At 38.2% G+C, this 22,097-nt stretch carries 17 protein-coding genes; 6 read left to right on the plus strand and 11 right to left on the minus strand.

Translation table 11 applies throughout. The features are described from left to right. Positions 1–126: 126 nt before the first annotated feature. The 4 genes from I6E70_RS10995 (at position 127) to I6E70_RS11010 (ending at position 4,624) form a co-directional block, all read left to right on the plus strand. The gene (locus I6E70_RS10995; protein WP_007586810.1) at positions 127–696 is read left to right on the plus strand and encodes an outer membrane beta-barrel protein; all 570 of its coding nucleotides are present in this window, start codon (positions 127–129) and stop codon (positions 694–696) included. 413 nt (positions 697–1,109) lie between these two features. After that, on the plus strand, positions 1,110–1,814 hold the full coding sequence (tsaA, locus tag I6E70_RS11000) for a tRNA (N6-threonylcarbamoyladenosine(37)-N6)-methyltransferase TrmO (protein WP_007586811.1): 705 nt from the start codon (positions 1,110–1,112) through the stop codon (positions 1,812–1,814). A gap of 89 nt (positions 1,815–1,903) precedes the next feature. Next, positions 1,904–3,628, plus strand: a complete 1,725-nt coding sequence (locus I6E70_RS11005; RefSeq protein ID WP_024589214.1) for a proline--tRNA ligase — start codon at positions 1,904–1,906, stop codon at positions 3,626–3,628. Positions 3,629–3,790: 162 nt separating this feature from the next. Next, positions 3,791–4,624, plus strand: a complete 834-nt coding sequence (locus I6E70_RS11010; RefSeq protein WP_165721936.1) for a UDP-2,3-diacylglucosamine diphosphatase — start codon at positions 3,791–3,793, stop codon at positions 4,622–4,624. Between the two features lie 25 nt (positions 4,625–4,649). Here the strand turns inward: I6E70_RS11010 and I6E70_RS11015 are convergent, their stop codons facing one another. The 4 genes from I6E70_RS11015 to I6E70_RS11030 all read right to left on the minus strand — a co-directional run bounded on the left by I6E70_RS11015 (position 4,650) and on the right by I6E70_RS11030 (position 10,786). Next, the gene (locus I6E70_RS11015) at positions 4,650–7,661 is read right to left on the minus strand and encodes an ATP-binding protein (protein ID WP_442960295.1); all 3,012 of its coding nucleotides are present in this window, start codon (positions 7,659–7,661) and stop codon (positions 4,650–4,652) included. 326 nt (positions 7,662–7,987) lie between these two features. Next, positions 7,988–9,196 carry an ABC transporter permease gene (locus I6E70_RS11020; RefSeq protein ID WP_169043757.1) on the minus strand — a complete coding sequence of 403 codons (1,209 nt, stop codon included), beginning with the start codon at positions 9,194–9,196 and terminating at the stop codon, positions 7,988–7,990. Further along, entirely contained in the window at positions 9,189–9,977 is a 789-nt protein-coding gene (locus I6E70_RS11025; protein WP_197188712.1) for an ABC transporter ATP-binding protein, read from the minus strand. Before I6E70_RS11025 ends, I6E70_RS11020 begins: the two co-directional genes overlap by 8 nt. Beyond that, positions 9,974–10,786 (minus strand): DUF3025 domain-containing protein, encoded by an 813-nt coding sequence (locus I6E70_RS11030; RefSeq protein WP_197188713.1) that lies wholly within the window; start codon positions 10,784–10,786, stop codon positions 9,974–9,976. Before I6E70_RS11030 ends, I6E70_RS11025 begins: the two co-directional genes overlap by 4 nt. Before the next feature lie 113 nt (positions 10,787–10,899). Here I6E70_RS11030 and I6E70_RS11035 point away from each other — a divergent pair, with 113 nt between their 5' ends. Together I6E70_RS11035 and I6E70_RS11040 are read left to right on the plus strand one after the other, a co-directional pair. After that, the gene (locus I6E70_RS11035; protein WP_197188714.1) at positions 10,900–12,525 is read left to right on the plus strand and encodes a M28 family metallopeptidase; all 1,626 of its coding nucleotides are present in this window, start codon (positions 10,900–10,902) and stop codon (positions 12,523–12,525) included. A 160-nt stretch (positions 12,526–12,685) separates the two neighbouring features. Beyond that, complete coding sequence (locus I6E70_RS11040) at positions 12,686–13,861, plus strand: putative manganese transporter (protein WP_197188715.1); 1,176 nt, start codon at positions 12,686–12,688, stop codon at positions 13,859–13,861. Between the two features lie 70 nt (positions 13,862–13,931). On the opposite strand, the gene I6E70_RS11045 is transcribed toward I6E70_RS11040, so the two are convergent. The 7 genes from I6E70_RS11045 to seqA form a co-directional block, all read right to left on the minus strand. Next, complete coding sequence (locus I6E70_RS11045; RefSeq protein ID WP_007586837.1) at positions 13,932–14,297, minus strand: DUF805 domain-containing protein; 366 nt, start codon at positions 14,295–14,297, stop codon at positions 13,932–13,934. A gap of 149 nt (positions 14,298–14,446) precedes the next feature. Next, positions 14,447–16,030: a dihydrolipoyllysine-residue acetyltransferase gene (locus tag I6E70_RS11050; RefSeq protein ID WP_197188716.1), complete on the minus strand. Its 1,584-nt coding sequence runs from the start codon at positions 16,028–16,030 to the stop codon at positions 14,447–14,449. A gap of 8 nt (positions 16,031–16,038) precedes the next feature. Then, positions 16,039–17,016: an alpha-ketoacid dehydrogenase subunit beta gene (locus tag I6E70_RS11055; RefSeq protein ID WP_008171214.1), complete on the minus strand. Its 978-nt coding sequence runs from the start codon at positions 17,014–17,016 to the stop codon at positions 16,039–16,041. Next, the gene (locus tag I6E70_RS11060; protein WP_010552681.1) at positions 17,016–18,230 is read right to left on the minus strand and encodes a thiamine pyrophosphate-dependent dehydrogenase E1 component subunit alpha; all 1,215 of its coding nucleotides are present in this window, start codon (positions 18,228–18,230) and stop codon (positions 17,016–17,018) included. The genes I6E70_RS11055 and I6E70_RS11060 overlap by 1 nt, the downstream gene beginning before the upstream one ends. 265 nt (positions 18,231–18,495) lie before the next feature. Further along, complete coding sequence (astE, locus tag I6E70_RS11065) at positions 18,496–19,548, minus strand: succinylglutamate desuccinylase (protein ID WP_007586849.1); 1,053 nt, start codon at positions 19,546–19,548, stop codon at positions 18,496–18,498. Positions 19,549–19,669: 121 nt separating this feature from the next. Next, entirely contained in the window at positions 19,670–21,307 is a 1,638-nt protein-coding gene (gene pgm, locus I6E70_RS11070) for a phosphoglucomutase (alpha-D-glucose-1,6-bisphosphate-dependent) (protein ID WP_101216491.1), read from the minus strand. 9 nt (positions 21,308–21,316) lie between these two features. After that, the gene (gene seqA / locus I6E70_RS11075) at positions 21,317–21,913 is read right to left on the minus strand and encodes a replication initiation negative regulator SeqA (RefSeq protein ID WP_197188717.1); all 597 of its coding nucleotides are present in this window, start codon (positions 21,911–21,913) and stop codon (positions 21,317–21,319) included. Positions 21,914–22,097: the final 184 nt, after the last annotated feature.

The raw sequence follows: 22,097 nt of genomic DNA on the forward strand, positions 1-22,097 counted from the left end.
TACAAAAGAATTAATTAAGGCGTGTTTTTAATTCATTTTAATATTGGCACGCTCGCTGCAAGTAGATAATTGAAGTTTGATTAATGAAATCAAGCATTTGATTATTTTTTGTAAAGGAGCTATTCAATGATTAAAACACTTTCTCTTTCAGCTATTGCACTAGCAACACTGGGTTTTAACTCTGCAGCACACGCTGACATTTCTGATTTCGATTCTCCACGTATTTATACTGGTATCGGTTACGGTCAATATTCTTTTGAATTTGAAGACAGTGACAACGACACTGACTTTGACGACGATGCACAAATGCTTAAGGGTTACGTTGGTGCACAATTTAACGAGTACTTAAGCTTAGAGCTTGCTTATCAAAACTTTGATGAAGTAAGTGATATAGACAGCAAAGCTGAAATTGATGGCGTATCGCTTGCCGCACGTTTGGGCTACCCTATAACAGAAAGCTTTTCTGTGTATGCAAAAGGCGGTTGGCTTGAATGGGATGCAGATTACACACAAGATTTACCAGTAGGTGGCGTATCAGCGTCTACAGATGGTGGTGATGCATTTTACGGCGCTGGTATTGAATACGCGCTTACAACAAATGTACAGTTTCGTTTAGAGTACGAACGCTATAAACTTGATGACGATATTGACCCAGATATGGATGTAGCGTCTGTATCAGTTCAATACATGTTTTAATTAGTCTTTAGCATGTATAAAAGGTAAGCCCAAGGGCTTACCTTTTTTGTTTTAGGCTCTTTTTAAATATATTAATATAAACCAATCAGTCTAATAAAAAACTTTAAACCGCTTGGTCTATAATGCCAAGTGCATTAAATAATTGTTCTATTGTAGCACTAAGAAAATAGCGCAATAACAAGGAAAAATTATAATATATAGTTGTTATCACAAATTGCTCCCTGCATTGCTCTACCTCCTGCATCCATGCTGTCAACTATGAATAATTCCTAACAAAGTAAGTGCGCTATTTAATGCAGTAGAATAATCATATTTTTAATAAAATTGGTATACGCAATAAACTTGCTTACATTAATGCCATAAACGCTAAATGCGGGTAGAATAGCGCTCTATTTTATTTGTACCCGAGTACTATGAGCGATTATACCATTTCGGCTATTGGCCACATTCAATCTCCTTATAAACAAAAGTTTGCTATACCTAGGCAACCTCGTTTAGTGCCACAAGCTAAAGCAAAGCTTATATTTGCCCCCGATTTTAATCGCGAAGAGTTTGTACGTGGTTTAGATGAATTTACTCATATATGGTTGTTATTTCGTTTTCATGAAACGGCTGATAAAGGTTATTCTGCTATGGTGCGCCCGCCTCGTTTGGGTGGCAATGAGCGAAAAGGTGTATTTGCGACCCGTGCTACATTCAGACCAAACGCAATTGGAATGAGCGCCGTAAAACTTGAAGGTATTGAATATAAAAACGGACAACTTAGCTTATTACTCGCTGGTATTGATTTACTTGATGGCACACCGATTATTGACATAAAACCGTATTTGCCGTATTCAGACTCTATGCCGGATGCAAGTGCTGGCTTTGCTGACACGCGCCCTGAAACACAAATGACGGTTGAATTTAGCCCTCAAGCAATTGAGTTTGTTAATGCGCAAACACAATACCCAGATTTACATGATTTTATTGCCAATGTTTTAAAACAAGATCCCCGCCCTGCATATAAAAAACAAAAAGACGGCGAGCAGAGCTATGGTATGACTTTGTATAATTATAATATTCGCTGGCAAGTCAATGGCGAACATAACGTAGTAACAAGTATAGAAAAAAACTAAATAACTCAGTTAGCGCTTTAGTGTAAAAGCATCCGCTGGTAAACTTAAGCTCTATTAAAAGAATATAATTACTCTATTTCGGAAAAAACATGCGTACAAGCCAATATATACTCGCAACACTTAAAGAAACGCCATCAGATGCTGAAATCGTATCGCATCAGTTAATGCTTAGAGCCGGTATGATCCGCCGCGTCGCTTCGGGTTTATACACTTGGTTACCCTCTGGTTTACGCGTGCTACGTAAAGTAGAAAACATTGTACGTGAAGAGATGGACAAAGCGGGTGCAATTGAAATGCTAATGCCTGTTATTCAACCTGCTGATTTGTGGGAAGAGTCTGGCCGTTGGAATGAATTTGGTCCTGAGCTTATGCGCTTTACAGACCGTCATAACCGTACATTTGCACTTGGCCCAACACACGAAGAAGTAATAACTGATTTCGTACGTAAAGAAATAAGCAGCTACAAGCAATTACCAGTTACTTTATACCAAGTACAAACTAAAGTACGCGACGAACGTCGTCCTCGTTTTGGTGTAATGCGTGCTCGTGAATTTACAATGAAAGATGCCTACTCTTTTCACTTAAGTGAAGAGTGTTTAGATGCGACTTATCAAGCGATGCACAAAGCATATTGTAATATTTTTGAGCGTTTAGGCCTTGATTACCGCCCTGTTATAGCCGATACAGGCTCTATTGGTGGTAGCGTATCGCACGAGTTTCATGTACTTGCTGAGTCGGGCGAAGATGCAATCGCGTTTAGTGATGGCAGTGATTACGCCGCTAATATTGAAAAAGCAGAAGCACTGGCACCAAGCGAGCCTCGCCCTGAAGCATCAAAAGAGCTTAAAGCGTTTCCAACGCCTGACGCTAAAACGATTAACGAGCTTAAAAAACACTACGGTGTTAAGCCACATCGCGGTGTTAAAACGTTAATTGTTTATGGTACGCCTGATGAAAACGAAGTACGCGGTTTAGTAGCCTTAGTACTGCGTGGCGATCACGAATTAAATGAACTAAAAGCTGAAAAGCACCCATTAGTAGACTCTCCGCTTGAAATGGCAACAGAGGCAGATATTGTTGCTGCTATTGGCGCAAAACCTGGCTCATTAGGTCCTGTCGGCTTATCAATGCCTATTATTGTTGATAGAGCAGCTAACATACTTGCTGATTTTGTTGCCGGTGCAAATAAAGACGACGAGCATTACAGCGGTATTAACTGGGATCGTGACGTAACTGATTACGAAGTTGCTGATATTCGTAATATTGTTGAAGGCGATATGAGCCCATGTGGCCAAGGCGTTTTACAAATTAAACGTGGTATTGAAGTAGGTCATATTTTCCAACTTGGCACTAAATACTCAGAAGCGATGAAAGCGGGTGTATTAAACGAAGGTGGTAAAAACCAAACCATGACTATGGGTTGTTACGGTATTGGTGTTTCACGTATTGTTGCTGCTGCTATTGAGCAGAACAACGATCAATACGGGATCATTTGGCCAAAATCAATCGCGCCATTCGATTTAGCAATTGTTCCAATGAACATGCACAAATCGCATCGTATTCCTGATATTGCAAATAACCTTTACCAAGGTTTAAAAGATGCTGGTCTTGATGTGTTATTTGATGACCGTAAAGAGCGCCCTGGTGTTATGTTTAACGATATGGAACTCATTGGTGTGCCATTTACGCTAGTAATTGGTGAGCGTAACCTTGACGAAAACAAAGTTGAGCTTAAAAACCGCCGTACAGGTGAAAAGCTAATGATTGATATCGATACAGCAATTGATGCAATTAAAGCAGCCGTTAAAGGTTAAGCTAAAAATACTTATAAGTAATTTTAAAACCGCTTTTTAAAAGCGGTTTTTTTATACCTAAATTTTATGTGTGTTATTTAGCTTTAGTATTACTATCGTATAATTGTCATTTTCATTCCCTAAAGTATTTAATTATTACACTCGATACTTTAGGGAATGAAAATGAGTAATGGCGCAAACACTAAGAAGCAACACTACCCTACTATTTGGATATCTGATGTTCATTTAGGTTACAAAGACTGTAAAGCAGATTACTTACTCGATTTTTTAAACTCGGTAGAATCCGACACACTTTATTTAGTGGGTGATATTATTGATTTATGGTCAATGAAACGTCAGTTTTATTGGCACCCTTCGCATTATCAAGTATTAAGCTCTATACAAAAAAAAGCAGCTAGCGGTACACGCGTCATTTATATTCCCGGTAATCATGACGAAACGTTTAGAAACTATATAAATCAAACGTTATTTGGTATTGAAATCCACCAGCAGTTTATTCACACCACTAAAGCTAATAAACGTTTTTTACTCGTACACGGTGATGACTTTGATTCCGCGACACGCTATAACAAACTTATTAGTATCGCGGGTGATGCAGGGTACGACTTTTTATTATTTTTAAACCGCTGGACCAATCGTATTCGAAAGCTATTTGGTGGTAATTACTACTCGCTTGCATCATGGATAAAAGCCCGCGTACACAAAGCACGTGAAGCAATTAAAGCCTTCGAAGATGCCGCAATTCATGAAGCTAAAAAACAAAACGTAGACGGTATTATTTGTGGACACATTCATCATCCCAAAATAAAAGTAGATGACGGAATTATGTATTGTAACGATGGAGACTGGATTGAGAGTTGTACGGCGCTGGTAGAACAGCAAGATGGAAAAATTGAATTACTACATTGGTCAGACACACAAACCGTACTCGATAGCGCCGACATAACAAAGTTAAATATATCAACGGATGCTAAACCAAAAAAATCAGCTGCATAAGCAGCTGATTCTCAATTAATAACTATTAACTTAGCCAGGTGATTAACTTATCTTTTAGCGTTCTTGGCTTGATTGGTTTAGTAATATAGTCGTTCATGCCTGCAGTTAAACAACGTTCTCTATCACCTTCCATTGCGCTTGCTGTCATAGCAATAATAGGTATGTAAGTGTAGTCTACCCCGGCCTTACTATTTCTGATTTCACTTGTTGTATCGTAGCCATTTAAATTAGGCATTTGGCAATCCATTAAAATAACATCAAAAGCTTGCTCTGTGTTTTCTCTTAATGCTTCTAATGCTTCTACACCGTCTGATGCACAGGTGATTTTTACTTTAGTGCGTTTTAAAATCGCCTTAGCAACTTCAATGTTTATCATATTATCGTCTACTAATAATATATGATAAGCAGATAGGTCAGGCTCTACTTGTTCTTCTGTTAAGCCTCTTGGTGGCGCTATAATGCAATCATTACTGGCACCAAATAAGCTGGCTAACTTATAGCTAAATTGATCTTGGGTAAGCGGTTTATTTAAAATATGGCTACCCTCAGGTAATATCATTTTAGTCGGTTTATCAGTCACCATGTCGCGTAAAATTAAGACGTACTTTTTATTAAACTGCTTACAGTAATCAATTAACGCATCAATTTGAGGATGCTCATCGTCAATCAATAATAAGTCAGCTTCAAACTCTTTATGCTCACTAAAGTAGTCGAGTCTTACAATGTTTTCTGCATTTACTTTACAGGTTAGTAGCAATAAATCGCACACGTTTTTATAAACGTTATCGCGCGCTATTAATGCCGCTACGTTAATACTTGTAGCAAGCTCAATACCTGTGTTTAGTTTTTTCTCTTGTGCTACATGTAGCTCAACTGTTGCGGTAAAGGTACTACCAGCACCCTTTTCACTTATAACCGTAATATTACCACCCATTAACTGAGCAAGTTTTTTACATATAGATAAGCCTAAGCCTGTACCACCAAAATGACGGGTTGTGCTTGAATCTTCTTGTGTAAACACTTCAAATAGTTTGTCTATGTTCTCTGGCGCTATACCAATTCCGGTATCTTTTATTGTAAAGCTCATTAATAACTTTGAGTCGGTAATGTACTTAGAGCCGACAGTTAAACTTACTTCACCTCGGTGGGTAAATTTAAATGCATTATTAACTAAGTTAATTAAAATTTGTTTTAGTCGATGGCTGTCGCCAATAACCATTCTGTCTACTACATCTTTTGTATCTAAGAATACTTCAAGACCTTTGCGCTGGCCCTGTAACGCTAAAGAGCTAATCATATCGCTACATACTGTAACAACATCAAATGTATGATTATCAATATCAAGCTTACCCGCTTCTATTTTAGAAAAATCGAGAATATCGTTAATCAAATTCATCAGAGAGTTAGCACTACTATTAGCTAATTTTAAGTAATGGTATTGTTGTTCACTTAAGCCATCTTCTTTGAGCATTTCAAGCATACCCAAAACGCCATTCATCGGTGTGCGTATTTCGTGAGATATATTTGCTACAAAGTCACTTTTTGCTTGGCTCGCTGCTAATGCTTGATCAATTGCTCGCTCTAGCTCAACAGTCCTTTGTGAGACTTTTAGCTCTAAAGTACTGTTTAAGCCTTCAAGCTCTGATTGAGTATTTTTTAATGAGCTAATATTTCTTAAAATAGCCGCTACCTGATAACGGTTATTGTAGACATCAAAAATACTACTGAGTGTAATTGAAAAGTATTGTTTGTTGCCATAACCATCTGTGTAGATAGCTTCAAACGGCATTTTTGATCCGTTTGAAATAGTCTCTTCTATACAGTTATTATCGGCTTCATTTAAGTTAAATAAAGAAACAAAATCAGGGCTAGTGCCTGAGATTGAATTACCGAAAACCTCTTTAGCTGTATTATTAAAGTGAACAATTTCGCCGTTTTGCTCAATTGTAAAAATAGCATCCAAAGAATTTTCTATTACTTTATTGTTTTGCTCTTTTAGAGAATTAATTAACAACTTACGGTTTATAAAACGTTGGTATAAAAAGGCAATAACTAAAAATACGCTAAAGAATACCACTAGCATTGCAATAAAGTTTTGACGCCTTTCGTTCACCTTTGCAAACAACGTTTTAGTATCAACACTTACACCAAGCTCTAAAGGTAACATCGCAATATCACCATCAAGCGAAATACGCTTTTTTAACGTGTAAGCAATTGGGTAATTACTTAGCGGTAAAGTGCCTTGCTCTGCCATTGTGGTTGCAGTAGAAAATTCTTCAGTCCATGTTTTTGCTTTATTAAATTCAAAACCGAAGCGTAATTGAGGGTTTGGATGATATAAAAATTCACCTTCATTATTCATTAGGTAAATTTGTGTTCCTTGTGGAGATTCAACCGTTAAACTTTTTATTAATTTATCAGCAAAGTAGTTAGTGACTAATATTGCAAAAATTTTATTTTTTTCATCAAAAACAGGTTTAGCTACACGAAAAGTGCTTATATAAGGTTCTTGTATCTGCCCATTTTCACGGTTGTAGTTAATAGGAGAAATATAAACACTTTTATTATCGAGCATACTCGCTTTTATCATGTAATCGCGTTGGCCTTTCTTTTGTAATTGCAGGCCTTGCAGTCGATTAATTTCTCCGAGTTGGTTTCTATCAACCCTGACAACTTCTTGCCCACCATCTGCGAGAATAATATAGCGAGCCTGAAGTATGCTGTCGTCTGTGCGCATAAAACCACTAAAAATACTCGCTAAGCGCTCTTCCCAAACGTCAATGTGCGTGCCTAACAAGGGATCTATTTTCTTGTTTTCAGTGGCGCGAGTAATGCCTTTAATCGGGGGCGTTGCGTCTAAAAAGCGAATAGCGGTAACACTATCTTTAAGATGGTTTTTTAGTGAAAGGCTTTTTGTTTCAAGCTCACGTTTTAATTCTATTTGGGCTGAATTATAAACATCACTTCTTACTTTTTGGTCAAACAAATACAGAGATGGTAAAGCTATAAGAACAAATATTATTGTTGCAACGAGCATTAGTCTATTATTTTTTGTCACATTCAAAAAATTATTCTTTTTCAACATTTACCTTCACCATAAATTTTTATTGTTATTAGTATAGAGCATTAACGAAAGAATTGGACCATCTAACTAATCGGTTATCGTTATAATTTTTATAATAAAAAGACTAAATCATTAGTTTTATTTAGAGCACACTCTCTATATGAATTATAAATGAATGAGAGTACCCATATCGACTTACACAGATTATAAAATAGTTGTTTCAACCAATCATTCCTTTAAAATATAAAAGGTAGCCAATGCTACCTTTTATATTTTTTCAGAATGCTAAATCTATATAATTATCTAAATAATACATCTTCTCGGTTAAACCATTTAACACAAAATGCTAGTAACGCACCTGCAATAAGTACGGTTGCTAAAAATATTAGCCCTACAAAGGTATAATCAACTGTGCCTTTAATTATGTCTTTAATGGCTAATGCCACGTTTGTTACCGGGATAAACGCGGTTTTAGCAGTAAGCTCCATATTTGGCATTATTGAAATAATGATAGGGAAAAATACGACCATACTTAAAGGCTGCATATAATTTTGTGCCTCTTTAAATGTACGCGCATAAATTGAGATAGCTAACGCTAAAGAAGAGAATATGGCAGCCAGCGGAAGTAAAAGTAAAAAAATCATCAGTAAATCACTAACCGCTAGCGTACCGAAGGCCGTTTTAATGAAATCTAAGTCAGCAAATGCTAATGCAACTGCAACCCAACACCCCATACTCACAATCGTAATAGTGGTTGATGCAATAGAGGTAGTAAGTAATGTTATAAATTTACCGAGCACCAATTCTGTACGTGTAATGGGTGTTAGTAGGAGTGTTTCTAGCGTGCCGCGCTCTTTTTCGCCGGCACCTAAATCTATTGCTGGGTAAGTAGCCCCCATTAAAACCAATGGGATAAGTAAATAAGGTAAATAGGCGCCTATTTTTTCACCTAAGTTTTCACGTTTATCGGCTGTATCTACTTTGACAACTTCAATAGGGTCAAGAATAGCTTTATGCGCAGACCTTTCTATCCCAAAGCTTTTTAACTTATCAGCTTGCAGTACGTCACTGTATTCCTGAGCAAGTTCTTTAACCCGATCGAATAAATAGTTTATTGATTTAGCATCGTTAAATACAACTTGCCATTTGCTTTGCTCACCATTGTCGAGAGTTTTTACGGCATTACTTGGCAAGTAAATCCCCATATCTATGTCGCCGGCGGTAACACCTGCTTTGAGATCTTCTATTGTATTAAAGGTTTTACTGCCATTATAAAGTTCAAAGCTTTTATGGTAAAACACTTTGTCAGTAAATTCTTGTGCATATTCGCCGTTAATAATTACGTATGTATTTACTTTTTGATCGGCGTCAAGCGCAGCTTGCGTGCCAATGAAAGCAACAATAGCAAATATTATTGGGAAAATAAGTACTGGCAGCAACACAACAAACATAAGGGTTTTTTTGTCGCGAAGGAGCTCTTTTAATTCCTTTTTATATACTTCAAACATCATGTTTCTCCGTTAGTATGTTCATAAACGCTTGATTAAGCTCATCACTATTACCTGCTTGTTTAAATTCATCTACTGTTCCGTCAAAGCAGCTAATACCTTCGTTAATTACAGCGACTCGGTCACATAAAAGTGCAACTTCATCTAAATGATGGGTCGAAAAAATAACAGGTGTACCTTGCGCCTTTAAGCCCTTAATAAATTGAATAACGGTTTGCGTGGTCATTATATCGAGACCCGTTGTTGGCTCATCAAGTACAACAACTGCTGGGCGATGCACAACAGCACGCGCAATATTTGCTTTTTGCTTCATACCTGTTGATAGGTTTTCTGCGCGTTTATCTACAAACTTATGCATATCAAGCAATGTAAATAGCTCATCACAACGCGATGCAATATCGCTTTTGCTCATACCGTGGAGCTTTGCAAAATACTCTATGTTTTCTTTTACAGTTAAGCGGCCATACAAACCGGTAGAGCCCGATAAAAAACCGATAGACTTACGCCCCAGTAGCGGTTTTTTTACAATGTCGTTTCCGGCAATTGTTATTGAGCCTTCATCGGGCTTTAACGCGGTTGAAATCATTCTAAGTGTAGTTGTTTTACCCGCACCATTTGGGCCGAGCAACCCAAGTACTTCACCCTTTGCGCAGCTAAAACTCACATCTCGTACTGAGTGAAAGTAATCTTTATCTTCACGAGGGTCGATGTCATCTATTTTATTTTTTTTGTGATCTTTAGTTAGCTTAAATTTCTTTTTAAGCCCAGAAACTTCTATCATGTTCGTATCCTTCGTTTCGCTCTAAAATAATCTGTATTGTTGTAAAAAGAGTCGTCTTTGTTTTCGTCATGCCAGCCTGGCACACCTAATAAAGGCAGTGGTGAAAGCTGTTTGTTATCGGCTAAGCAGTTATCTGTATTAATCATCTCATAAAGGGCTTGGTCTAGGTACTGATATTGAGTTACTAAATCTTTACAAAATATTTCATTAGGTACACAAACAAACAATGCTTTACCCGTTAAACCTATATAAGGTTTGGTGAGCATTTCATAATTAGCATGGCCAAACATAAAAGGTTTTATTGTTTTACCCCACTCATGCTTGTGTTCAACAAATGCTGTTTTCCATTGATGATCGCAAAGCCACTGCTGCCATTTACTCTCACTTATAGCTAATACAACACCACATTCATCAAAGAGCGTTAATGCATTACGATGTTTGGTACGCTGTTGTAATCCATGTTCAGCTATATCTTGTACATGCCGCTGGTTTATAAGCGCTTTAGTTTTAGGAAATAAACACCAAATAAAGCCACCAAATAAGTCATGCCAATTCTCACTGCGTGTAGGTACAACACCCGTTTCAAAAATAACTTGTTCGTAATAACGATCGCCAAAATCTACTTTTGCATCATCTTTAAAAGTAATAGGTATATTATTCGCATTAATAGCGGTTAAAAATGGAGAAAACCACTGAGGCACCGGCCAACCTGTTAGTTCGTTAACTTTAAACAGCTCACGTAAATGCGCAAATGCACCTGTTTCTAGACTACTGATTTGCCACTGCTCGGGGGGAGTAAAACGCTTCATTTAAACCTTTAACAATTTATGCCTATAATTTACGAGAAGTTTACCGCAAAAACTGGTTCTACTTAATAGAAGTTAATATACTAATCACAACTTAAAACAAAAAAAGAGCTGACATGAAACATTATTTCTCTCTCACACTCCTCGCTACCGCTGTTTTAGCAGGTTGCGCAACAACAAGTATTACACCTATTGATATAACAAATGGTTATAACAGTATTCAAGCTGATGAACTGGCTAAACATGTAAAAGTACTCGCATCAGACGAATTTGGTGGTCGTGCTCCTTCATCACCTGGCGAAAAGCTAACGCTTGATTATTTAACTGCGCAGTTTAAAGCTTTAGGTTTAAAACCAGGTAATGGCGACAGTTACTTACAAGAAGTGCCATTAGTTTCTTTAGAAGCTGATTCGAACATGGTGCTTAGTATTGGCGGTAAAGACTACCAATACAAAAAAGACATGGTTATGGGTAGCAGCCGCATAAGCGCACAAGAAGCCATAGAAAATTCTGAACTTGTATTTGTGGGCTACGGCGTTAACGCACCTGAATACAATTGGAATGATTACGAAGGTTTAGACGTTAAGGGCAAAACGGTTGTAATGCTGGTTAACGATCCGGGTTTTGCAACAAAAGACCCTGCTTTATTTACTGGCGACGCAATGACCTATTATGGGCGTTGGACATACAAATACGAAGAAGCGAGTCGCCGTGGTGCCGCAGGTGCAATTATTATTCATGAAACAGCACCTGCATCCTACCCGTGGTCGGTTGTTGAAAACTCGTGGAGCGGCGAGCAGTTTGGTTTTCAAAAAGAAAACAACAATATGGACCGCGTAGCTGTTGAAGGCTGGGTTACAACTGACGTAGCAAAAGAGCTTTTTACTAAAGCAGGATTAGATTTCGATACTGCGAAAGAAAACGCAGCTAAAGGTGCTTTCCATGTTGATATGGGCGATTTAACTGCTTCTGTTAATGTTAAAAACACGATTAAAAAATCAGTATCGTATAACTTTATCGCTACGTTACCAGGAAGCGAGCAACCAGATGAGCATGTTATTTACTCAGCGCATTGGGATCACTTAGGTACAGATAAAACACGTAAAGGCGATCAAATTTACAACGGTGCTCACGACAACGCAACGGGTACCGCTGGGCTTATTGAAGTAGCTGAAGCCTTTACTAAATTACCTAAGCACCCTAGCCGCTCAATGACATTTTTAGCAGTTACGGCTGAAGAACAAGGCTTACTAGGTTCTAAATACTATGCAGCTAACCCTGTGATTGCAGCTAATAAAACAGTCGCTAACATAAACATGGATAGCTTAAATTTATTAGGCAAAGTAAAAGACATGAATGTGGTTGGTATTGGTAAGTCACAAATGGATGAGTTTTTAGCAACTGCAGCTAAAGAGCAAGGCAGAACAATATCAGGCGATCCTAAACCATCATCGGGTGGCTATTACCGCTCTGATCACTTTGCATTTGCTAATATGGGCATTCCAGCCATGTACGCAGGTGGCGGCACAGTCGCAGCTGACGAAGAGACAGCTAATTACCGTAAACGCATGAGTTTAGTACTTCGCGGTTGTTATCATCAACCATGTGATCGTTACCGTGACGAATGGGATTTATCGGGTGCTGTTCAAGACTTACAATTATTTTATAAAGTAGGTTTTGATATTTCTGAAACAGAACAGTGGCCAACGTGGAATACAAACTCTGAATTTCAGCGTAAGTAGCCCAATTTAATCACAGCCTTAAATTCAAATTTAAACTAACTTAGATTTGGCTATCAAAAAACTCAAACAGAGTAATCGATTTAAATAGATGTAAATGATATTGATTATCATTTAATTAAAATATACAGTGTGACCTAGTTAATTTATTAGGTCGCATTGTATGATTTCACTCCCTCACATTGGTTTTATTACTCCTGCCTCAAAACGATTTTTGAGCCAAAATAAACGCTTACTGCTGCCTTTATTTATTTTAACTTGCCTTGCAATACCGCAATTACGCGAAATAACAATGACCGCACTGAGTGATGCATTTTTTCAAGTGAGTGTGTTTGTTGCTGCTACCCTTTTAATTTACTACTACGCTATAGAACACTTACCTCAATTAGAGCTTAGTTATTTAAGTGCCAAGTCCCCTATTTTAGAAATTAGCTTTGCAGCGGTTTTAGGTGCATTACCTGGCTGTGGTGGCGCTATTATTGTGGTTACTCAATTTACAAAAGGCCAAGCAAGCTTTGGTGCTATTGTTGCTGTGCTAACAGCTACAATGGGAGATGCAGCATTTTTATTACTTGCTACCCGCCCTACTGAAGGCTTGTTAATTATGGGAATAGGGTTAGTTGTGGGTACATTCAGTGGTTTACTGGTTAATACAATACACAAAAAAGCCTTTTTACGCCCAACAGCGCAAGAACAAAAGCACCAAATTAAAATACTCTCAACTAACATTATTAAAATCAGTAAACCGGTTTGGATGGTAGCAATTATCCCAAGCCTTATAATTGCCTTTTTGATTGCGTTTAATGTTGATTTTTCGCAGTTTGGAGCAAGCACAGGCACTGTAATTACGATATTTGGTGCGGTAATGGCTTTATTTATTGTTAGTATTTGGGCACTTTCGTCAAGAGGTGAAAGCTATCAAGAAGTAACGTCAGAAGACGATGCATGTAACCCCCCTTCTAAAATAATAAAAGTATTACAAGATACCCATTTTGTAACGGCATGGGTTGTAGCCTCTTTTATGCTATTTGAGATTTTGGTTAACATTGCAGGACTTGATTTAAAAACGTGGTTTGTACATTACGCCTATTTAGCCCCATTAATTGCAGTGCTTATTGGTTTTTTACCCGGCTGTGGCCCGCAAATAATTGTTACAACACTTTATATTCAAGGCATTATTCCCTTTAGTGCTTTAGCAGGAAACGCAATTTCTAACGATGGGGATGCGTTATTTCCAGCAATAGCAATGGCGCCCAAAGCTGCAGTTATAGCTACACTTTACACGTCTATTCCCGCATTAATAGTTGGTTATGGGTTGTATTTTTTTGCTGAAATTTAAAAGAATGAGAAATAAAAAAACAAAAAAGCTCAGCAATTGCTGAGCTTTTAACATGTTAAGTTATTCTTACTTATACAGTAGTTGGTTCTACTGCTAATTCTTTTGGATTTGGACCAAAATCATTTTCGCCTTCGTGTGAATCTTGAGCAAGAAAAACAATTAATACAATCCAGCCGATTACTGGCACTAACCAAAGTAGCTGCCACCAGCCTGAACGGCCTGTGTCATGTAGACGACGAGCACCAATACTTAAGCCAGGAATAAATAGCGCTAAGCTATAAATAGAGCTTACGAACATTGTGTCTGTAATACCATCTATAACACCTGTCAAAAGCGAAAAAATAAAATTAATTAGCATAAACATCCAAAATGCTTTACGACGATTACGGCCTGAAAAATCTGCGTAGCTACGCAACGCGTTCATATAGTGTTCCATAAAATTTCCTTAGTGTTATTTTTTATATTCCCTAACGGGGTTAACCTTATTACTTTTTAGTAACATTTGTATCTTAATTAAAAACAGCTGACATTAAAACAAAAAACCAGCTAAAAGCTGGTTTTTATTAAATATTAACAATTTAGCTATTAACTCATAGCCATCATCATTGCCGATGGATTTTCTAAGTACGATTTCCATAGGTTATTAAAGCGAGCAATAGTGCCCCCATCAATAACACGATGATCGCCAGACCAGCTCACTTGCATAATAGCTTTACTCACAACCTGTCCATTATCATCAAAACGCGGTAGATGCTGCAGTTTACCTAGCGCAACAATAGCCACTTCTGGTTTATTAATTATAGGGGACGCGATAGTGCCGCCAATAGCACCAATGTTAGAGATGCTAATTGTCCCACCTTTTAAATCATCGGGTGCAACACGGCCTTCTCGCGCTGAATGAGTTAAGCGGGTTAAATCATTTGCCACATCAACAATGCTTTTACTCTGGCACGATTTAATATTAGGCACTAACAAGCCAATTTTTGAATCAACTGCTATACCGATATTATGATCGTTATAATAGGTAAGCTCTGAGCATTCATCGTTCACTTTAGAATTAAGTACAGGGTACTCTTTCATTGCTAGCGAGAGTGCTTTTACAAAAAATGGCATCATGGTGAGCTTAACGCCTTGTGCTTTGTACTGCTCTTTTAAAGCGCTACGCAAAGCTATAAGCTGTGTTAAATCTATTTCATCACTAAACGTAAAGTGCGGAATAGTTGAAACCGAAGCTACCATTTGCTTGGCCATGGCCGCTTTAATGCCTTTAATTTGCTCTACTCGTACGCCACCGCTTTGATTCTGTGTTTGGTTTTGTACTGCACTTTGAGAAGCATCGCTATTAAGCGGTGAAGTATCAATAGTATTTGGCACTTCGCCTTTTACAAACTCTTCGATATCTTGCTTGTAAATACGCCCATTTTTACCACTACCTGGTACACAGGTTAAATCAACATCAAGTTCACGTGCTTTGCGACGAACCGCGGGGGATGCAACCGCTTTTTGATTGATAACTTTCGCAGCTTGCTGCGTTTTAACAGGGGCAACTTTTTCAGCGACGGCATTAGTTTGAGCCTTTACGACCGCTTGGTTTATATCAACACTTGGTTTTGCTGCACTGCCTGCAATTGTCATTTTAAACAACGGGCTATGTACTTTTGCTATTTCACCTTTTTGGTAATATAGTTTTTTTACTGTGCCTGTATATTTTGCCGGAATTTGTACTAATGCTTTGTCGGTCATTACGTCACAAACCGCTTGGTCTTCTTCTATTTCGTCGCCTTCAGCAACTAACCAATCAACAATCTCACACTCAACAATACCTTCACCAATATCCGGTAATATAAAGTCCTCAACCACATCAGCTGCATCATTAGTTTTATTTTCAGCTTGTACTGGCTCTTGTACTACTTCATTGTTAGTGTTTTCACCTGCTACATCCATAGCGAATAAAGGGGCATGTACTTTAGCAATCTCACCTTTTAGATAATATAGCTTTGAAATAACGCCATCATGCACTGCCGGAATTTGTACTAATGCTTTGTCTGTCATAACATCGCAAATTGGCTGATCCTCAGATACGGTATCGCCTTCTTGTACTAGCCATTCAACTACTTCGCATTCAACAATGCCTTCACCAATATCGGGTAATATAAAATCTTTAGCCATGGTAACCCCTAAAAATCCATTGATTGTTTAATTGCAGCCAACACTTTTAGTGCATCTGGTACGTATTCTTTTTCAAGTGCCAGCGGGTATGGCGTATCTAGACCACATACACGTAAAATTGGCGACTCTAAATGCAAGAAACACTCTTGTTGTATTGTTGCGGCTATCTCTGCACCAAAGCCATTGGTTATAGGCGCTTCATGACTCACGATTAAACGGCCGGTTTTAATAACCGATTTAGCAATCGTTTCAACATCCCATGGTAAAATACTACGAAGGTCAATAACTTCACAGCTTATACCTTGCTCACTTGCTTGCTTTGCTGCATCTTCAATAATCTCCATTTGAGCACCCCACGCTAAAAGCGTAATATCGGCACCCTCTTGCACTACTTCAGCCGTGCCTAATTCAATACTATAATCTTCTTCTGGCACTTCGCCAATTGATGCACGATATAAACGCTTAGGCTCAAAAAATATGACCGGGTTATCGTCTTTAATTGATGCACGTAATAAACCTTTAGCTTGATAAGGGTTACGCGGTACAACTACTTTCAAACCCGGTGTGTGTGCAAAATAGGCTTCGGGTGATTGTGAATGGTATAAACCACCAGCAATACCGCCACCATAAGGTGTACGAATAGTTAAGTTACCGACATTAAATTCATTACCACTGCGATAACGAAATTTAGCGGCTTCATTTACTATTTGATCAAACGCTGGGAAAATATAATCAGCAAATTGAATTTCTGCCAATGCAGGCGCACCAAAAGCAGCTAAACCATTAGCAAAACCTAAAATACCTTGCTCGGTTAAAGGCGTATTAAAAACACGATGTTTACCGTACTTTTCTTGTAAGCCCGATGTTGCTCTAAATACACCACCGAAGTAACCAACATCCTCACCAAAAATACAGGCTTGAGGGTGTTCATTCATCGTAATATCGAGAGCAGAGTTAATTGCGTGGAGCATGTTCATTTTAGCCATTACTTAATTCTCCCTGCGGTTACTGGGTAAGCATCTGGATGCTGTTTTATATGTTCTTTTAGTTGCTCGTACTGGCGTTGCAATAATGGAATTGGTGTATCGTAAACGTCAGATACCAGTTCTTCTAAAGCGGGCTTTGCAACAACTTCAGCACGTTTAAGCGCGGCTAAAATTTCTTCACGAATCGACTCTTTTGCTTTTATATCGTCTTCTTCGTTTAACCAGTCTTGCTTGACCAGCCATTTTCTAAATTTATCAATAGGGCACGTTTGATGATTCGCTTCTTCATCTTTAGAGCGATAACCACTTGGATCGTCTGACGTAGAGTGCGCACCCAAACGATAAGCAATCGATTCAATGAGTACAGGCTCACCTTGTGTTGAGGCTATTTCGCGTGCTTTTTTAGTTGCCGCATAAACAGCAAGTGCATCTGTGCCATCAACACGAATTGTTTTAATGCCATAACCCACACCACGCGAGGCAATACCATCGCCTTTAAATTGCTCATCAGCAGGGGTTGATATTGCATAGCCGTTATTACGTGCAAAAAATATAACCGGCGCTCTGTGAACAGCGGCCATATTTAAACCGGCATGAAAGTCACCTTCAGATGCAGCACCTTCACCAAAGTAACAAATAGTCACATTATCAATTGTGCTGGCAAGCTCGCCTGTTTTAGCGTCGATGTGCTTTATTTTTTGGCCATATGCATAACCCGTTGCCTGTGGTATTTGCGTACCCAATGGCGATGAAATCGTCATGTAGTTTAGCGCTTTAGAACCATAGTGAATTGGCATTTGACGGCCTTTGCCTAAATCCAATTCATTTGAAAACATTTGGTTCATAAATTGATCAAGCGTAAAGCCACGATAATGCAGGGCTGCCTGTTCACGATATTGAGCCATGATCATATCGTCTTGATCAAGTGCAGCAGCAGAGGCTGTAACTGCGGCTTCTTCGCCTAGGCATTGCATATAAAAACTAACACGGCCTTGGCGCTGCGCGCCTTGCATACGTTCATCTAACAAACGTATAAAACGCATTGTTTCATATAACTTAATAGCGGTATGTTTTGAAATGTCAGGTGCGGTTGCACTAGGATGAATGTCGCCGTCCTCAGTTAAAATACTAAGGGTTGGAATATTAAGCGCTTGACCATCAATAAATTCAAGCTCGTGGTTAATATTCAGCGATACGTTATTTGGATTACTCATAACCTACCTTCTTTTGTTGTCGGTAAAACAGTGCCCCTTTAAATTATTATTGTGGGTGATTGTTGCTGGTTAAACTTTGCAACATCTGCACTATCTTTAATTAAAGCTGCCAACACTTTACGTTAACGTAAAGTGTTATTCAACAGATCTAGGACGAAACAAAAGCAAATACTGGTTAAATAAGTGGCAAGTTAACGATACGGTTACTTTAATTAATAGTAATCATATAGTTAACTTTAAGTTACTAGTGGTCTGATGAGTTAAATTAGACGAAATTGCTATCAATATCCATTGGAATAACAGTAAGGAGTGCTCTTTGCCCTAATGCTACGCTCGCATTTGGAAAAATAATAGCCTCTCCTTCAACGTCAGCGTAAATCGCTGTATCACCGTCGGTTGCAAGTAGTTCACCTTTCGCAAAGCCAGTAAAGTTCTCGGCATCGTCAGAAAAAGGAAAGCTAAAATCGTTCTGCGTTCTATTTATTGTGCGATGGACAGCAAACAATTCAAAATCGTTTGCATTAAATTCAGGGTATTTAACTTCATTTTGACTAATTAATGCAGTTAAGGTTTGCTTTGTTTTTTCAAAGCGAGCCATATCGTTTTGACCAAATGGCTTAACTTGACCCAGCTCTACCGTAAAAGAATCAGCACCGTGTATAAATGACGAATAATAGCTAAATGTTGTTGCAGGAGATTTCATCATAAGCACGGTATTTACACCACAACTCAATAAAAATTGTAGCTGCGACTTTTTCCATGGCTTACCATGTAAAAATGGATACACAGCAAATTTTTCGTTTTTAGAGCCTCTAATTGCAGTGTGTAAGTCGTAATGACATCGGCTACTGCCTTGCTCGCCACGTGTATAAAAATCGCTTACGTATTGCTCAAGCTTTGCAGCGCGGTTTCGCTCATTATTCATTGGTACACCTTCAACTGTATGGTGACCATTAAATAATCTATTTAAGTTTTCTTCTACAAAACGCAGGCCAATATTAATTGATTGTGGATTACCGTAAATAAACAAAACACGCTGCTTAAGTATCAGCTCGCCTTTTATAATTTGTTTAATAAGTGCATCACAAATTTCAATTGGCGCAGTTTCGTTACCGTGTACAGCGCTTGAATAAACTACATCTTTTGACGTTATAACAGCAGGTTGAAACTCAATGACTCCGGTATCGTGTATATTTACACGAGTCCCATTATCTAAAACAAACTCACCTGCATCTAAATGCCATTCGTTGTCACGACTAAGCGTTAAAAAATCGCCTGTTTGTTTTAATTCATTTAAGTAAGATGGATTGGCTGACATATAATAAGCCCTTTAAAAATAATGTGAGAGTAGACTCTTATGCATATATTTTTATAAATACACAAGGTATAGAAACGAAAACGGCTGAATAAATCAGCCGTTTTAAAATTATTAGATTAAGTTAGCTTATAACTGAATCTACAAGCTTTTTAGCTTCTTTTTCAAGTAACGCTAAATGCTCTTCACCTTTAAATGATTCAAGGTATATTTTATAAATATCTTCAGTACCTGATGGACGCGCTGCAAACCAGCCATTCTCAGTGACCACTTTTAAACCACCAATGGCGGCATCGTTACCTGGTGCATGAGTCAATTTTTGCAAAATAGGCTCGCCAGCAAGTGTATCTGCTTTAACATCAGAAGCACTCAATGCTTTTAAACGTGATTTTTGACCGCTTGTGGCTGGTGCATCTAGGCGTTTATAAATTGGAGAACCAAACTCTTGTTCTAATTCTTTATAAAGCGCTGATGGTGTTTTACCTGTCACAGCAAGTATTTCTGCAGCGAGTAGACCCATAATGAAGCCGTCTTTATCTGTACACCATACAGAGCCATCAAAACGTAAGAATGCAGCACCTGCGCTTTCTTCGCCACCAAAGGCAAGCTTGCCTTTGCTTAAGCCTTCAACAAACCATTTAAAGCCTACTGGTACTTCTTTAACCTTACGGTTGTTACGAGCAGCTACTTTGTCGATCATAGAGCTAGAAACCAATGTTTTACCAATTTCTACGGTTTCATTCCAATCACGGTGTTTAAGTAAGTAATCGATTGCCACTGCTAAAAAGTGGTTTGGATTCATTAAGCCGTCTGGCGTTACAATACCGTGACGATCGTAGTCAGGGTCGTTACCAATAGACACATCAAAATCATCTTTTAGTGCAATAAGATTTGCCATTGAATAAGGTGATGAACAATCCATACGAATTTTGCCGTCTTTATCAAGTGGCATAAAAGCAAAACGTGGATCAACAACATCATTTACTACGGTTAAATCTAAATTATATTTTTTTGCAATGACTGGCCAAAAGTTGATGCCTGAACCACCTAGTGGATCGATACCAATTTTAATACCTGCATCGCTAATTGCTTTTAAATTAACGATATTTGCTAAGTCATCAATATAAGGAGTCATTAAATCTTCGTAGCGGATAAAGCCAGAACGCGATGCTTTAGCGAATGGGAATAACTCAACTTCAACTAAATCTTCTAGTAAAAGTTGATTAGCTCTGTCTTCAATCCATTTAGTGACGTCGGTATCAGCTGGTCCGCCATTAGGTGGGTTGTATTTAAAGCCACCATCTTCAGGAGGGTTATGCGAAGGCGTAACAACAATCCCGTCTGCTAATTCATTTGGGTGTAGCTTATTGTGGCTAACTATGGCATGGCTGATAACTGGCGTTGGTGTAAAATCGCCGTCTTCTTGCGTTATCACTTGCACTTCGTTAGCAACTAATACTTCAATAGCCGAGTTAAATGCGGCTTCACTCAATGCGTGTGTGTCTTTGCCTAAAAATAACGGACCAAATATGTCATTTTGTTTTCTGTAATCACAAATAGCCTGAGTAATCGCTAAAATGTGTGATTCGTTAAATTTAACATCGTAAGAACAACCACGGTGGCCTGAGGTACCAAAGGCAACACAATGCTCTGGATTTTGTTCAAGATCAGGTTCATTTAAGTAATACGCAGATACTAATTTAGGTACGTTAATAAGCGCCGATTGTGGAGCAGTTTTGCCTGCGCCTGAGTGAATAGCCATTATATTTCCTTACAGGTAATCGCGAATTTTTTCAGCTTGCTCTGCACTATATCCAAGGCAAAGAGCAACTTCATGAAGCATCATTTTTTTACGCGTTGTATTAGAATTAGTCATAACCCAATATTCACTATCGGTTATGTTTTTAGGATTCATACTACTACCGCTATTTACTAAAGCTTCTTTACTAGTAGCAAAGTAAACACGGTCACGCCCTTTTATGTCTAATACCGCAGAAAAATCAGTTTTATGTGTGCGGTAAAATGCACTTAAAATAAACAAAAAGCGTCCAACAACACCTTTTTGCATTGCCAGCTCTTCTTTATTTAATACATTAAAAACATTATCGCTTTTTTGCTTCACGGATACGTGAGCTACAGGCGTTTGTTTTTTTGAAGTCTCAGCAGCAGATGGCTCTGAGCTTTTTAATGTGGCGGTAGACGTAGTCGCAGTTTGATTATTTTGAGTTAGTTCTACGTTTGCGGTTTGAATTTTTTCGCCGCTCAGATTTAATAAACGACGTAAAATAGTGGATGCACTTTCACCAATACTTTGCGTATTGCTAGCAATATATTGATATAACTCGTCGTCTATGTCGATTTGTTTCATGTTCTTCCTGTCATTACGGGTCACATTTTTTTCTCCCGTGTGATTATACCCAAACCAATCAGAAATGCGAGTTACAACAAGCACTCCCGTAAACATATTAATATTTACCTCATTGTTGTTGATTTAACAAACAAAAGCCCAATTTAATAAATAGTCGCTGTATTTTTTGCTTTTTAGAGCAATG

Origin of the sequence: Pseudoalteromonas sp. NGC95 (assembly GCF_015864705.1) — a bacterium.
Lineage (GTDB): Bacteria > Pseudomonadota > Gammaproteobacteria > Enterobacterales > Alteromonadaceae > Pseudoalteromonas > Pseudoalteromonas arctica.